We start from the raw sequence: 14,248 nt of genomic DNA on the forward strand, positions 1-14,248 counted from the left end.
ATTCTTTTATGATAAAAGATAAGGAGAGAGCATCATAATGAGAATTAGTCTTCTAATTCTGCAAGACACATTTCTTCATGAATTTGAGTAACCCATGCAGTAACACGTGTTTCTGTTAGCTCAGGTTGACGATCTTCATCAATACATAGACCAACGAAATTATTTTCGTCGACTAATGCTTTAGATGCTTCAAATTCATAACCTTCAGTTGGCCAATGACCAATGATAGTTCCGCCTTTCGCTTCAACGATATCACGGATATTGCCCATAGCATCACAGAAGTATTCAGCGTAATCTTCTTGATCACCACAACCAAAGATAGCAACAAGTTTAGTTGAGAAATCAATACCTTCTAATTCAGGAAAGAAATCATCCCAATCACATTGAGCTTCACCGTAGTACCATGTAGGGATACCTAAAAGAAGAAGATCGAAATTATCAATGTCTTCTTTACTGCTTTTTGCAATGTCTTGAACATGAACCAGCTTTTTACCAAGCTGTTTTTGAATCATCTTGCCAATAGCCTCAGTGTTACCTGTATCGCTACCAAAGAAGAGTCCTACACTTGCCATATGATGAATACCTGTATTGTCTGTGTTAATTAAAAATAGTTAGTATTAGATCTGGATATCAACCAAGACCGGAACCTTCCCAGCTTAGTTGAATAAGTCCTTTTGCTATAAAGCCTGCACAACCTAAGAATAGAACAAGCCAAACGATTTTTCGGCCAAAAGGAGGAACATTTGCTTGTTTAAGGACATCTTTAATCGCCATGCCGATAAAGAAGAATATCGAGGCAAACAGTAAATCTAAGCCAATAGATTCAATGAGATCAAAATGTTCATATAGCATGAATCACCCTTATCTAAGTTAGCGACCTTAATTTGATCGAATAATTTGGCAAAACTATATCATAGCTTTGACTTTGTTGGTATGGCTTATCGTAGAGCTACTTTTTCTATAAAACGATTTATGACTCGATAAATGGTGTCTGGTTTTTCTGCATGTAGCCAGTGTCCAGTGCCATTAACGACGTGTGCTTTTGCATTTGGAAATTGCGCCATAATGTCTTGTTGGTAGTCGGCGATGATGTAATCGGAATTCTGACCTTTTACAAATAGAACATTTCCAGCGAACGGAGTTATTTTATCCCAACCAATAATATGAGAATAATTATCGAATAAGGCACTTACATTAAAACGAAGTGCGAGACGGTCGCCGTTTTTATACAGTGATTTACTTAAAAACTGACGAACACCCGGCTCAACGATAGAGCGAGCAAGTATTGAGTCTGCTTCTTTACGGCTGGCTGGGGGGGTCTCAACTAATTGTTGAAGACCAGAAAATACAGCATCGTGTTTTCGCTCTGGATAAGCGATAGGAGCCATATCTAATACCACGAGTGAAGCCAGCAATGATGGTTTGATGTTTGCAATAGCCATCGCAACTTTACCCCCCATAGAGTGGCCAATAAGGTGCGCGGATGAAATGGATAAATGTTCAAGTAATTGAATCACATCAGCGGCAAGCACGTGGTAATTATGCTCGTCAGATTGAAATGACTGTCCATGGTTTCGAAGATCAACACTGATCACTCGATAATCATTTTCAAATTGTCGCGCAAGTAACCCGAGATTATCTAAATTACCAAATAGGCCATGAATAAGGATCAAAGGATCCCCATTTCCTTGTTCTTTATAGTTAAGTAGCTTCATTTTTCTGCGTAGTGTTAGGTTTGTCGTAGAGTATCACGATTATACAATGTATAATCGTGCCTTCATAAATAGATTATAGAATACGAACCATATAATGAAGACAATTGAAGTAGACGAAGAACTATACCGCTTTATTGCGAGCCAAACTCAACACATCGGTGAAAGTGCCTCTGATATTTTACGTCGTCTCTTAATGCAGACATCACCTTTAGACTCTGCTATTTCTGTTTCTACTTCTGTTGAAGTTCAGAAAAAAGGCATTGTAGTTAGCAAAGATGCAGGTAAAGAGATATCAGTAGATCGTGTTAAAGCGGTACGTACCTTATTAATCTCTGATGAATTCTCAGCATTAGACAAAGCAATCGACCGTTTTTTAACGGTACTTTCAGAATTATATAAAATTGACTCAAAAGCATTCTCTGAAGCGACGGAAGTGAAGGGAAGAACTCGAGTTTATTTTGCAGACAATCAAGACACATTGATTGCTAGTGGTAAAACAACCAAGCCAAGAGAAATCAATGGCACTCCATTTTGGGTTATCACGAATACAAATACGAATCGCAAGCGCCACATGGTTGAATTGTTGATGGAGCGTATGGGTTTCCATCATGATTTGACAGAAAAAGTGTGCTCGGCGATTTAAATTTTTGAGCAATTATACCAATAAGCATAAGTATTTTCTTATTCTTACTTGCTAACGTCGATTTTTCTACGCAATTATCTGATCAAAAGCTTAGCCAAATTGGTATAACTCAAATTATAATTTGTCACAAGGAATCGTCAAATGGCTATACATCCTCGCGCTGGGCAGAAAGCTCAGCAAGAAGATTTACACAACATCCCTGCATTAGTTGCTCATTACTTTTTATTAGAACCAGATGCAACTAATCCCGATCAAAAAGTTCAGTTTGGTACCTCTGGGCACCGAGGAACTTCTGATAAAGCAACGTTTAATCAGCATCATATTTGGGCTATTGCTCAAGCTGTTGTTGATGTTCGTAAAGAGACTGGGGTAACTGGCCCACTTTTTTTAGGAAAAGACACACACGCTTTATCTGAACCTGCATTTATTTCTACCATTGAAGTGCTTGTGGCTAATGGTGTTGAAGTGATTATCCAAGAAGATAATGGCTATACACCAACACCAGGCATATCTCATGCAATTCTGACTCATAATGTCAAATATGATCATAAAGCAGATGGTCTCGTAATTACCCCTTCGCATAATCCTCCTCAAGATGGTGGGATAAAATATAACCCGACACACGGCGGCCCAGCGGAAGGTGACTTAACTACGGCGATTGAAAATCAAGCCAATGCCTATATTGCGAATGAATTAAGTGGTGTGAAGCGCATTGCGATCGATGACGCAATGAAATCTGATCTGGTTAAGCAAGTGGATTTAGTGAAGCCATATATTGATGATCTTAAAAATGTTATTAATATTGACGCGATTCAAAAAGCAAATCTTAAATTAGGTGTAGATCCACTTGGTGGCTCTGGTATTGAATACTGGCGTCAAATAGGTCAAGCCTTTGAGCTAAATTTAACGTTAGTAAGTGAAGCGATTGATCCTTCATTCCAATTTATGTCGTTAGATAAAGACGGTGTAGTGCGTATGGATTGTTCTTCGCCTTACGCAATGGCGGGTTTGTTATCTTTAAAAGATGATTACGATTTAGCGTTTGGTAATGATCCTGATTATGATCGTCATGGCATCGTTACACCATCAGGTTTAATGAATCCCAACCATTATCTAGCGGTATGCATTGATTATTTATATCGTAATCGCCCAGAGTGGAAACCAGAGGTTGCCGTAGGTAAGACTTTAGTGTCTTCAGCGATTATTGATAAAGTTGTTGCTGATTTAGGCCGTAATTTATGCGAAGTACCTGTTGGCTTTAAATGGTTTGTTGATGGATTGTACAATGGTCGTTTAGGTTTTGGTGGTGAAGAGAGTGCTGGCGCTTCTTTCTTACGCTTTGATGGTACACCTTGGTCAACGGATAAGGATGGTATTCTTTTGTGTCTTCTTGCGGCTGAAATAACAGCGGTAACAGGTATGAACCCTCAAGAGTACTACAATAAACTTGCAGTTCAGCATGGTGAATCTAGCTATAACCGAATTCAAGCCGTTGCTAATAAAGCACAAAAATCAGTATTAAGTAAATTGTCTCCTGAAATGGTCTCGGCAACAACGCTTGCTGGTGATGAGATCACGGCTCGTTTAACACATGCTCCAGGTAATGGCGCGGCGATTGGTGGCCTTAAAGTAACAACCGTTAATGGTTGGTTTGCAGCTCGTCCATCGGGAACAGAAGAGATCTACAAGATTTACTGTGAAAGCTTTAAAGGTGCCGAACATTTAGCATTGATTGAACAAGAAGCTCAAGAGATTGTAAGTAACGTATTTAAAGATGCTGGCTTATAATTAAAATCAGTAAAGAGTTAGTAAAAAGCAGCGCATGTCGCTGCTTTTTTATTATAAAAAACGGATGGTAATGATGAACAATTTTCAGCTAGAACAGTTATTAAATAAAGAGCTTAAACCTCAATTAATTAAAGACTATTGCCCAAATGGATTACAAGTTGAAGGCAAATGTGAAGTCAAAAAAATCATTACAGGTGTAACGGCTTCGCAAGCATTAATTGATGCCGCAATTGAAAAAAATGCAGATGCTTTACTTGTTCACCATGGTTACTTTTGGAAAGGTGAAAGTGAATCAATTAAAGGAATGAAGGGTAATCGTATTCGTTCTTTAATTAAAAATGATATCAATTTGTTAGTGTACCACCTTCCTTTAGATATTCATCCAACATTAGGTAACAATGCAGAATTAGCTCGTTTATTCTCTATTTCAAATATAGAAGGGCTAGAAGCAATTCCTCAATCTATTGCAATGAAAGGAGAGTTTGAGGTTGCGTTATCTGGCGAAGAGTTAGGTGCACGAATTGATCAAGTATTAAACAGAGCTCCTTTACATATAATACCTGATGTTGATAAAGAGATAAAAACGGTGGCTTGGTGTTCTGGTGGTGGACAAGATTACATTGAGCTAGCGGCACAACAAGGGATTGATGCGTTTATTTCTGGCGAGGTATCTGAAAGAACGACGTATATTGCGCGTGAATTAGGTATTCACTATTTTGCCGCAGGTCATCATGCGACCGAGCGCTATGGTGTTAAGGCTCTGGGTGAATGGTTAGCGAAAGAGCATGGTTTTGATGTGGAATTTATTGATATTGATAATCCAGTATAGTTTTGATTCTTGAATAATCAAAAAGGTTGATGCTAATACATCAACCTTTTTTGCTTATAAGTCTAACGATTTAAATCTGAGTCTGAATTTAAGATCTAACCTATTCACGCTCATGAAGTGGTTTAAACTCACGAAGCTCTTCACCAGTGTAAAGTTGACGCGGACGACCGATACGATTTGTTGGATCACTGTGCATTTCGCTCCAGTGTGCAATCCAACCAACAGTACGAGACAGTGCGAAAATAACAGTAAACATAGACACAGGAATACCAATCGCTTTTAAGATAATCCCTGAGTAAAAATCTACGTTTGGATACAGCTTCTTAGAAACAAAGTATTCATCAGAAAGCGCAATACGTTCAAGTTCCATTGCAACATCTAACAGTGGATCTTTAATGTTTAGCTCTTTTAGTACTTCATGACACGCTTCACGCATTACTGTTGCACGTGGATCATAGTTTTTATAAACACGGTGACCAAAGCCCATTAGGCGGAATGGGTCATCTTTGTCTTTTGCTTTTGCAACGTACTCATCGATATTGTCAAGAGAACCAATTTCTTCAAGCATACGTAAACATGCTTCGTTTGCCCCCCCATGAGCTGGTCCCCATAGAGATGCGATACCAGCAGCAATACATGCGAACGGGTTAGCGCCAGATGAGCCCGCTAATCGAACTGTTGACGTTGAAGCATTTTGTTCGTGATCAGCATGTAGAGTAAAAATTTTATCCATAGCGCGAGCAACAACAGGGTTTACTTCGTATTCTTCACATGGATTGGCAAACATCATGTGTAAGAAGTTTTCTGCGTAAGTCAGATCGTTACGTGGATAAATAAATGGCTGACCGATTGAGTACTTGTAACACATTGCTGAAAGTGTTGGCATTTTTGACAATAGTCTAAATGCGGCAATTTCACGGTGCTCGTCATTATTAATATCTAGTGAGTCGTGATAGAAGGCAGCTAGTGCACCAACCACACCGCACATTACTGCCATTGGGTGAGCATCACGACGGAAACCATGGAAGAAACTTGAAATTTGCTCATGCACCATAGTATGGCGAGTTACAATATCTTTAAATGTTTCGTATTCTTCACGGTTTGGAGCCTGACCATTTAAAAGGATGTAACAGACTTCTAAATAATCAGCATTATTGGCTAATTGATCAATAGGGAAACCACGGTGTAATAAAACCCCTTTATCACCGTCGATATAAGTTATTTGAGACTCACAAGATGCAGTGGCAAGAAAACCTGGGTCAAAGGTAAAGTAACCATTTGCTCCTAATGTACGCACATCAATCACTTCAGGACCAATTGTTCCATCCATGATTGGCATGTCAATAGGCGCTTGACCTTCAATATGAAGTGTTGCCTTTTTATCTGCCATAACATTCTCCTTTTGTTATATTTTTATTCTATCCCGGATATGAGAGTGACAACTTTGTACCCATTACACGGGCTAATGTCAATTATTGTGCGCTTATGTGTGCACTCGTTTATATTTTTAATGAAAAAAAGGTTAATTTTCTGTGATGTGATGTAGGTATTGTTTATAGATTTGTAATCAGATATTTCACATCGTATACTGCGGCAGAGTTTCTGGTCTGTCCCTTATTTTATATAGGGTTAGCGTGATTTACATCTACTTATAAATAGAGTGCAGCTTAGTAATTAAGCAGCATAAAGAGATGTCGCTCACAACAAGAGTTGCGAAAATGTTAATTTTTTCATGGTTTTTGATAGATCAGAGGTATCTATAACAATAAAATGCTCAATGGAGCTGAGTGAGCCCCTTGTGAAAGTTAAAAAGTCAAGACCTGTCAATCTAGATCTACAAACGATCCGTTTTCCTATAACGGCTATCGCCTCAATTATGCACCGTGTAAGTGGTGTGATTACTTTTGTTTCTATTGGAATATTGCTTTGGTTGCTCAACCTATCGCTTTCTTCTCCTATTGGATTCGCACAAGCTGCTGACCATATCGATGGCTTTTTTGTGACATTCATTATGTGGGGAATTCTGACCGTCCTTGCTTATCATATTGTGGTTGGTATTCGTCATTTAATGATGGATATGGGTTACTTTGAAGAGCTTGAGTCTGGGACTCATAGTGCAAAGGTTGCATTTGCAATTACAGCGGTATTATCACTTTTAGCAGGAGTATTGGTATGGTAGCTAACGTATATTCCTTCGGTCGTAATGGTGTACACGATTTTATCTTAATTCGTGCTAGCGCGATCATTCTTACCCTATACACAGTATATATCGTCGGTTTCTGCGCATTTGGCCCAGAGCTTACCTATCTATCATGGACAAATTTCTTCGGTGGCTTGTTCACAAAAGTATTTACTATGCTAGCGCTTCTTTCCATTCTTATCCATGCATGGATTGGCTTATGGCAAGTTCTTACTGATTATATTAAACCTGTGATGTTGCGTGCTCTGCTTCAGCTTGGTTTAGTGTCAGTTCTTTTGGGATATTTCTTCTCTGGTTTAGTTATTGTGTGGGGTGTGTAGTGAGTATTGCTGTTAGAGAATTTGATGCCGTTGTAATCGGCGCTGGTGGTGCAGGTATGCGAGCTGCACTGCAAATTTCAGAACAAGGTTTATCATGTGCCTTGTTATCAAAAGTATTTCCAACTCGTTCTCATACTGTCTCTGCTCAAGGTGGTATTACCGTTGCTCTAGGTAATGCACACGAAGATCATTGGGAGCAACATATGTATGATACGGTTAAAGGCTCTGATTATATCGGTGACCAAGATGCTATCGAGTACATGTGTAAAAATGGTCCAGAATCAGTAATTGAATTAGAGAAAATGGGGTTGCCGTTTTCTCGTTTTGATAACGGTACGATTTATCAGCGTCCGTTTGGTGGGCAATCTAAAAATTTTGGTGGTGAGCAAGCAGCTCGAACAGCTGCAGCTGCAGACCGAACGGGTCACGCACTTCTTCATACGCTTTATCAGCAAAATATTAAGCATAAGACGACGATTTTTTCAGAATGGTATGCACTTGATTTAGTTAAAAACGAAGATGGTGCCATCTTAGGTACAACTGCGCTTTGTATGGAAACCGGTGAAGTATGTTACTTCAAAGCTAAGGCCACGATCTTAGCTACGGGTGGTGCGGGTCGTATTTACGCATCAACAACCAATGCGCACATCAACACTGGCGATGGTGTAGGTATGGCCATTCGTGCTGGTGTTCCAATGCAAGATATTGAAATGTGGCAATTCCACCCAACGGGTATCGCAGGAGCGGGTGTTCTTGTTACGGAGGGGTGTCGTGGTGAGGGTGGCTATCTATTGAATAAAGATGGTGAACGCTTCATGGAGCGCTATGCTCCAAATGCGAAAGACCTAGCAGGCCGTGACGTTGTTGCTCGTTCAATGATGGTCGAAATCCGTGAAGGCCGTGGTTGTGATGGTCCTTGGGGTCCACATATTAAACTGAAACTGGATCACTTAGGTAAAGAAACACTAGAGTCACGTTTACCTGGGGTGTGTGAATTATCTCGTACCTTTGCTCACGTAGATCCAGTAAAAGAACCAATTCCAGTTATTCCTACTTGTCATTACATGATGGGTGGCGTACCAACACAAGTATCAGGTCAGGCGATTAAACAAGATGCCGCTGGCGCTGATGTTGAAATTCAAGGTCTATTTGCGTGTGGTGAGATTGCCTCAGTATCAGTACATGGTGCTAACCGCTTAGGGGGAAACTCTCTGCTTGATTTAGTGGTATTTGGTCGTGCGACAGGGCTTCATTTAGGTGAAACACTGAAGAAGCAAGCTGAAGCTAAACCTGCGACTGATGCCGATATTGAAGCTTCTCTTGAGCGTTACAATCGTTGGGAAAACAGTACCGGTGGTGAAGATCCAGTTCAAATTCGTAAAGATTTACAACAATGTATGCAAAACAACTTCTCGGTATTCCGTGAAGGTGATGCAATGGCAAAAGGCCTTGAAGAGCTTAAAGTGATTCGTGAACGCCTTAAAAATGCTTACCTTGCTGATAAATCGACGGAATTTAATACGCAACGTATAGAGTGTTTAGAGTTAGAAAACTTGATGGAAACGGCATTTGCGACGGCAGTTGCAGCAAACTACCGTACAGAAAGTCGTGGAGCTCATGCTCGTTTTGACTTCCCTGAGCGTGATGATGCGAATTGGTTATGTCATTCAGTGTATAACCCTGAGACAGAATCGATGACTAAGCGTGGGGTGAACATGGAGCCTATCCATCGTGAAGCATTCCCACCTAAAGCACGTACGTACTAAGAGAGGGCAGAAAGATGAAATTAAATTTTTCAATCTACCGTTACAATCCTGATGTAGATAATGCACCTCATATGAAGGCGTATACGTTAGAAGTGGAAGAAGGCTCTGATATGATGGTGCTTGATGCACTTATCCTGCTGAAAGAGCAAGATCCTACTCTGTCATTTCGTCGTTCATGTCGTGAGGGGGTTTGTGGTTCTGATGGTTTGAATATGAATGGTAAGAATGGTCTAGCCTGTGTTACGCCGTTATCTGAGCTGATTGGTAAAGGGGATCTTGTCATTCGACCATTACCAGGGCTGCCAGTTGTACGTGATCTGATTGTTGACATGGGTCAGTTCTATGAAAACTATGAGAAGGTAAAACCTTTCTTAATTGATGATGGTGCAACACCGCCTTCAAGAGAAAACCTACAGTCTCCAGCAGAACGAGAACACTTAGATGGGTTATATGAATGTATTATGTGTGCATGTTGTACAACATCATGCCCATCATTCTGGTGGAACCCTGATAAGTTCATCGGACCAGCAGGGCTTCTTGCCGCTTATCGTTGGTTAATTGATAGCCGCGATACAGCGACAAATGAACGTTTGTCTAATTTAGACGATGCTTTCAGTGTTTTTCGTTGCCATGGCATAATGAATTGTGTAAGTGTATGCCCTAAAGGGTTAAATCCAACAAAAGCAATTGGTCATATTAAGACAATGCTATTGAAAAAAGCGGTATAACCATACTCCCTCAACTTACTTATTGATTGACTAAATAATATTAGGCAGTAAGTAAGTTGAAGTTTATAAGCCCGGCACAGAAGACCGGGATAGAAGTGAAACTACTGGATTAAGGGAAAATAATGCAGAATAGCGTGATGAAGGCATGGTTTGAGTCTTCACATTTAGCTGGCGCTAATGCAACGTACGTAGAAGATCTCTACGAACTCTATCTCAGTGACCCGGAAATAGTTAGCGATGAATGGAGAGATGTTTTTGATACGCTTCCAGTTGAAAATACTGGCGCATCAGAACAAGCTCATTCCCCTGTACGAGATTATTTCCGTCGTCTTGCGAAAGAAACAAAGCAAGTTAGCGCTCAAGTTAATGATCCAGATGTAGATGCTAAGCAAGTAAGAGTATTGCAGTTAATTAATGCATACCGTTTTCGTGGTCACCAAAATGCAAATTTAGACCCATTAGCATTACAACAACATGAATATGTTGCTGAATTAGAGCCTTCTTTTCATAATTTGAATGATGAAGATTTATCAGAAACATTTAACGTTGGTTCTTTTGCTTCAGGGCAAGAGACAATGAAACTGTCTGATCTGTATAACGCATTACGTGGCACTTATTGTGGCTCTGTCGGTGCAGAATACATGCATATTACTAATACAGAAGAAAAGCGTTGGATCCAACAGCGTTTAGAATCTGTAGCAGGTAATCCTGTTTTTACAGCACAAGAGAAATTAACCTTTCTTGAAGAGCTAACGGCTGCCGAAGGCTTAGAGCGTTATTTAGGCGCTAAATTCCCAGGTGCGAAGCGATTCTCATTGGAAGGTGGTGATGCCATGGTTCCGATGGTAAAAGAAATCATTCGACGTGCTGGTGAAAATGGGGGACGCGAAGTTGTTATCGGGATGGCTCACCGTGGTCGCTTGAACATGCTTATCAATGTTCTCGGTAAAAAACCACAAGACTTATTCGATGAATTTGCAGGTAAGCATGGCGAATCATGGGGTACTGGTGATGTTAAATACCACCAAGGCTTCTCTTCCGATTTTGCTACCCCTGGTGGTAATGTTCATTTAGCTCTTGCATTCAACCCGTCTCACCTTGAAATTGTTAACCCTGTTGTTATTGGTTCTGTTCGTGCACGGCAAGACCGTTTAAATGACTCAGCAGGCGATAAAGTTATCCCTATTACAATTCATGGAGATTCTGCAATCGCGGGTCAAGGTGTGGTAGCTGAAACATTCAACATGTCTCAAGCTCGTGCATTCCAAGTGGGTGGTACGATTCGTATTGTTATTAATAACCAAGTTGGTTTTACAACATCGAATCCCAAAGATACACGTTCAACGCAATATTGTACTGATATCGCTAAAATGGTTCAGGCTCCAATTTTTCATGTAAATGCGGATGACCCAGAAGCGGTTGCTTTCGTTACTCGTATTGCTTTGGATTATCGAAACGAATTCAAACGTGATGTAGTGATTGATTTAGTGTGTTACCGCCGTCATGGTCACAATGAAGCGGATGAACCAAATGCTACGCAGCCTTTGATGTATCAAAAAATCAAAAAGCACCCAACACCTCGTAAGATTTACGCAGATATGTTGGTTGCGCGTCAAGAAGTTGAGCTGGAAACAACCACACAACTGATCAATGAGTATCGCGATGCGCTTGATCATGGTGAAGTGGTAGTGAAAGAGTGGCGACCAATGCAGCTACATAATGTGGATTGGACACCTTTCATCGGTCATGACTGGAATATGGAATGGGCGAGTGAATTCGATAAAACGCGTCTAGTTGAGCTTGGTCAACGTGTTTGCCAATATCCAGAAAGTCACAAATTACACAGTCGTGTAAATAAAATGTGTAATGACCGTATTTCGATGGTTTCTGGTGGAAAAGCCATTGATTGGGGTATGGCTGAAACATTAGCTTATGCCACACTTGTTGATGAAGGTAAGCGCATTCGTATTACTGGCCAAGATTCGGGTCGTGGTACATTCTTCCATCGTCATGCTGTTCTTCATAATCAATCAGATGCAAGTACTTACGTGCCATTAGCTAATATTCATGATAAACAAGGCCCATTTGAAGTGCATGATTCTGTACTTTCGGAAGCGGCGGTACTTGCTTTTGAATACGGCTATGCAACAGCGGAACCAGGCGGCTTAACTATTTGGGAAGCTCAGTTTGGTGACTTTGCTAACTGTGCGCAAGTCGTTATTGACCAATTTATCTCATCAGGAGAGCAAAAGTGGGGCCGTATGTGTGGTCTAACTATGTTGTTACCTCATGGTTATGAGGGGCAAGGTCCTGAACATTCGTCAGCAAGGCTTGAACGATTTTTACAAATGTGTGCTGAGCAAAACATGCAAGTGGTGGTTCCATCAACACCTGCGCAGGTTTACCACATGTTACGACGTCAAGTGGTTCGTCCAATGCGTCGTCCGCTGATTGTAATGTCACCTAAATCATTATTACGTCATCCACTGTGTACTTCATCATTAGAAGAATTAGCTGAAGGAAATTTCCAACCGGCAATTCCTGAAATTGACGACTTAGACCCAGCACAAGTGAAACGTGTCGTATTTTGTTCTGGTAAAGTTTATTTTGATCTATTAGAGCAACGCCGCACTAATGAACAAAGTGATGTTGCGATTGTTCGTATTGAGCAGCTCTACCCATTCCCAAAAGAAGATGTAGAAGCGGCAATTGCGCAATACGCGAATGTTGAAGATTACGTTTGGTGTCAAGAAGAGCCTCAAAACCAAGGCGCTTGGTACTCTAGCCAACATAACTTCCGTTCAGCATTGCCAGATAATGCAATCTTACATTATGCAGGACGTCCAGCGTCTGCCTCTCCGGCAGTTGGCTATATGTCAGTGCACGTGAAACAACAAAAAGCGTTAGTTGAAGACGCTCTGACCCTAAATAAGAACTAGAAAGTATAGGAAAACGGATATGACAATCGAAATTCTGGTTCCAGATTTACCTGAATCTGTAGCAGACGCTACTGTAGCAACATGGCATAAAAAACCTGGCGATGCAGTTGAGCGTGACGAAATACTTGTAGACATTGAAACGGACAAAGTAGTTCTTGAAGTACCAGCGCCTGAAGCTGGTGTACTAGAGGCTATTTTAGAAGAGGATGGTGCAACGGTTCTTTCTAAGCAATTACTTGCTCGCCTTAAGCCAGGCGCTGTGGTTGGGGAGCCAACAAAGGACGTAGCAACGGATACTGAATCATCACCAGAAAAGCGCCATACGGCTTCTTTATCAGAAGAAAGTAATGATGCGCTAAGTCCAGCAGTTCGTCGTCTACTGGGTGAGCATGACATTGCTTCATCTGATGTAAAAGGTACAGGTGTTGGTGGTCGAATTACTCGTGAAGACGTTGACGCTTATGTTGCCGCATTAAAAGCAGTACCACACGCAGAAAAAGTAGTGGATAAACCAGCAGAAGCGTTAGCACATCGTAGCCAAAAACGAGTGCCAATGACGCGTCTTCGTAAAACAGTCGCAAGACGTCTGTTAGAAGCCAAAAACAACACTGCAATGCTAACAACGTTTAATGAAGTAAACATGAAGCCAATCATGGAACTTCGTAAGCAGTATCAAGAGCAGTTTGAAAAGCGTCACGGTACACGTTTAGGCTTCATGTCTTTCTATGTGAAAGCCGTAACCGAAGCACTTAAACGTTACCCTGAGGTGAACGCATCAATTGATGGCGATGATATTGTTTATCATAACTATTTTGATATCAGCATGGCGGTCTCTACACCGCGTGGTTTAGTAACGCCAGTACTAAAAGACTGTGATGCGCTTGGCTTTGCTGATATTGAAAAAGGCATCAAAGAGCTTGCAATCAAAGGTCGTGACGGAAAGTTAGCGGTTGAAGATTTAATGGGTGGTAACTTTACTATCACTAATGGTGGTGTGTTTGGTTCATTAATGTCTACTCCAATTATTAACCCGCCACAAGCTGCAATTTTAGGTATGCATAAAATCCAAGATCGTCCAATGGCGGTTGACGGAAAGGTAGAAATTCTACCAATGATGTACCTTGCATTATCTTACGATCACCGTCTTATTGATGGTCGTGAGTCGGTAGGTTTCCTTGTAACGATTAAAGAGTTACTTGAAGATCCTGCTCGTTTACTACTAGACGTTTAATAATGAACTTTTAGTTATAAACAAAGGCTGCCATGCTCACGGCAGCCTCTTATTCAACTTCATTATTGGATAAAAATAGAAAGATGCCT

The 14,248-nt window shown here is 40.8% G+C and carries 13 protein-coding genes; 9 read left to right on the plus strand and 4 right to left on the minus strand.

Features of this window, described 5'->3' with window-relative positions; translation table 11 throughout:
• Positions 1–44 precede the first annotated feature (44 nt).
• The 3 genes from fldA to PVK62_RS07330 all read right to left on the minus strand — a co-directional run bounded on the left by fldA (position 45) and on the right by PVK62_RS07330 (position 1,715).
• Positions 45–572 carry a flavodoxin FldA gene (gene fldA / locus PVK62_RS07320; protein WP_274443758.1) on the minus strand — a complete coding sequence of 176 codons (528 nt, stop codon included), beginning with the start codon at positions 570–572 and terminating at the stop codon, positions 45–47.
• Between the two features lie 58 nt (positions 573–630).
• Positions 631–852: a DUF2788 domain-containing protein gene (locus PVK62_RS07325; RefSeq protein ID WP_122035661.1), complete on the minus strand. Its 222-nt coding sequence runs from the start codon at positions 850–852 to the stop codon at positions 631–633.
• 86 nt (positions 853–938) lie between these two features.
• The gene (locus PVK62_RS07330; protein WP_274443759.1) at positions 939–1,715 is read right to left on the minus strand and encodes an alpha/beta fold hydrolase; all 777 of its coding nucleotides are present in this window, start codon (positions 1,713–1,715) and stop codon (positions 939–941) included.
• 94 nt (positions 1,716–1,809) lie between these two features.
• Here PVK62_RS07330 and seqA point away from each other — a divergent pair, with 94 nt between their 5' ends.
• The 3 genes from seqA to PVK62_RS07345 all read left to right on the plus strand — a co-directional run bounded on the left by seqA (position 1,810) and on the right by PVK62_RS07345 (position 4,975).
• Positions 1,810–2,358: a replication initiation negative regulator SeqA gene (seqA, locus tag PVK62_RS07335; RefSeq protein ID WP_274443760.1), complete on the plus strand. Its 549-nt coding sequence runs from the start codon at positions 1,810–1,812 to the stop codon at positions 2,356–2,358.
• A gap of 141 nt (positions 2,359–2,499) precedes the next feature.
• Positions 2,500–4,146 (plus strand): phosphoglucomutase (alpha-D-glucose-1,6-bisphosphate-dependent), encoded by a 1,647-nt coding sequence (pgm, locus tag PVK62_RS07340; RefSeq protein WP_274443761.1) that lies wholly within the window; start codon positions 2,500–2,502, stop codon positions 4,144–4,146.
• A gap of 73 nt (positions 4,147–4,219) precedes the next feature.
• Positions 4,220–4,975: a Nif3-like dinuclear metal center hexameric protein gene (locus tag PVK62_RS07345; protein ID WP_274443816.1), complete on the plus strand. Its 756-nt coding sequence runs from the start codon at positions 4,220–4,222 to the stop codon at positions 4,973–4,975.
• A 100-nt stretch (positions 4,976–5,075) separates the two neighbouring features.
• Here PVK62_RS07345 and PVK62_RS07350 read toward each other — a convergent pair whose 3' ends face one another.
• Positions 5,076–6,365: a citrate synthase gene (locus tag PVK62_RS07350; RefSeq protein WP_274443762.1), complete on the minus strand. Its 1,290-nt coding sequence runs from the start codon at positions 6,363–6,365 to the stop codon at positions 5,076–5,078.
• A 393-nt stretch (positions 6,366–6,758) separates the two neighbouring features.
• Here PVK62_RS07350 and sdhC point away from each other — a divergent pair, with 393 nt between their 5' ends.
• From sdhC to odhB, 6 genes are all read left to right on the plus strand, one after another.
• Positions 6,759–7,154: a succinate dehydrogenase cytochrome b556 subunit gene (gene sdhC, locus PVK62_RS07355; RefSeq protein ID WP_274443817.1), complete on the plus strand. Its 396-nt coding sequence runs from the start codon at positions 6,759–6,761 to the stop codon at positions 7,152–7,154.
• Positions 7,148–7,495: a succinate dehydrogenase, hydrophobic membrane anchor protein gene (sdhD, locus tag PVK62_RS07360; RefSeq protein WP_274443763.1), complete on the plus strand. Its 348-nt coding sequence runs from the start codon at positions 7,148–7,150 to the stop codon at positions 7,493–7,495. Before sdhC ends, sdhD begins: the two co-directional genes overlap by 7 nt.
• Positions 7,495–9,261: a succinate dehydrogenase flavoprotein subunit gene (sdhA, locus tag PVK62_RS07365; RefSeq protein ID WP_274443764.1), complete on the plus strand. Its 1,767-nt coding sequence runs from the start codon at positions 7,495–7,497 to the stop codon at positions 9,259–9,261. Before sdhD ends, sdhA begins: the two co-directional genes overlap by 1 nt.
• Before the next feature lie 14 nt (positions 9,262–9,275).
• Positions 9,276–9,989, plus strand: a complete 714-nt coding sequence (locus tag PVK62_RS07370; protein ID WP_274443765.1) for a succinate dehydrogenase iron-sulfur subunit — start codon at positions 9,276–9,278, stop codon at positions 9,987–9,989.
• Between the two features lie 122 nt (positions 9,990–10,111).
• Complete coding sequence (gene sucA / locus PVK62_RS07375) at positions 10,112–12,928, plus strand: 2-oxoglutarate dehydrogenase E1 component (protein WP_274449355.1); 2,817 nt, start codon at positions 10,112–10,114, stop codon at positions 12,926–12,928.
• 19 nt (positions 12,929–12,947) lie between these two features.
• Positions 12,948–14,159 (plus strand): 2-oxoglutarate dehydrogenase complex dihydrolipoyllysine-residue succinyltransferase, encoded by a 1,212-nt coding sequence (gene odhB / locus PVK62_RS07380; RefSeq protein ID WP_274443767.1) that lies wholly within the window; start codon positions 12,948–12,950, stop codon positions 14,157–14,159.
• Positions 14,160–14,248: the final 89 nt, after the last annotated feature.

This window comes from Aliivibrio sp. S3MY1 (assembly GCF_028765575.1).
Taxonomy (GTDB): domain Bacteria; phylum Pseudomonadota; class Gammaproteobacteria; order Enterobacterales; family Vibrionaceae; genus Aliivibrio.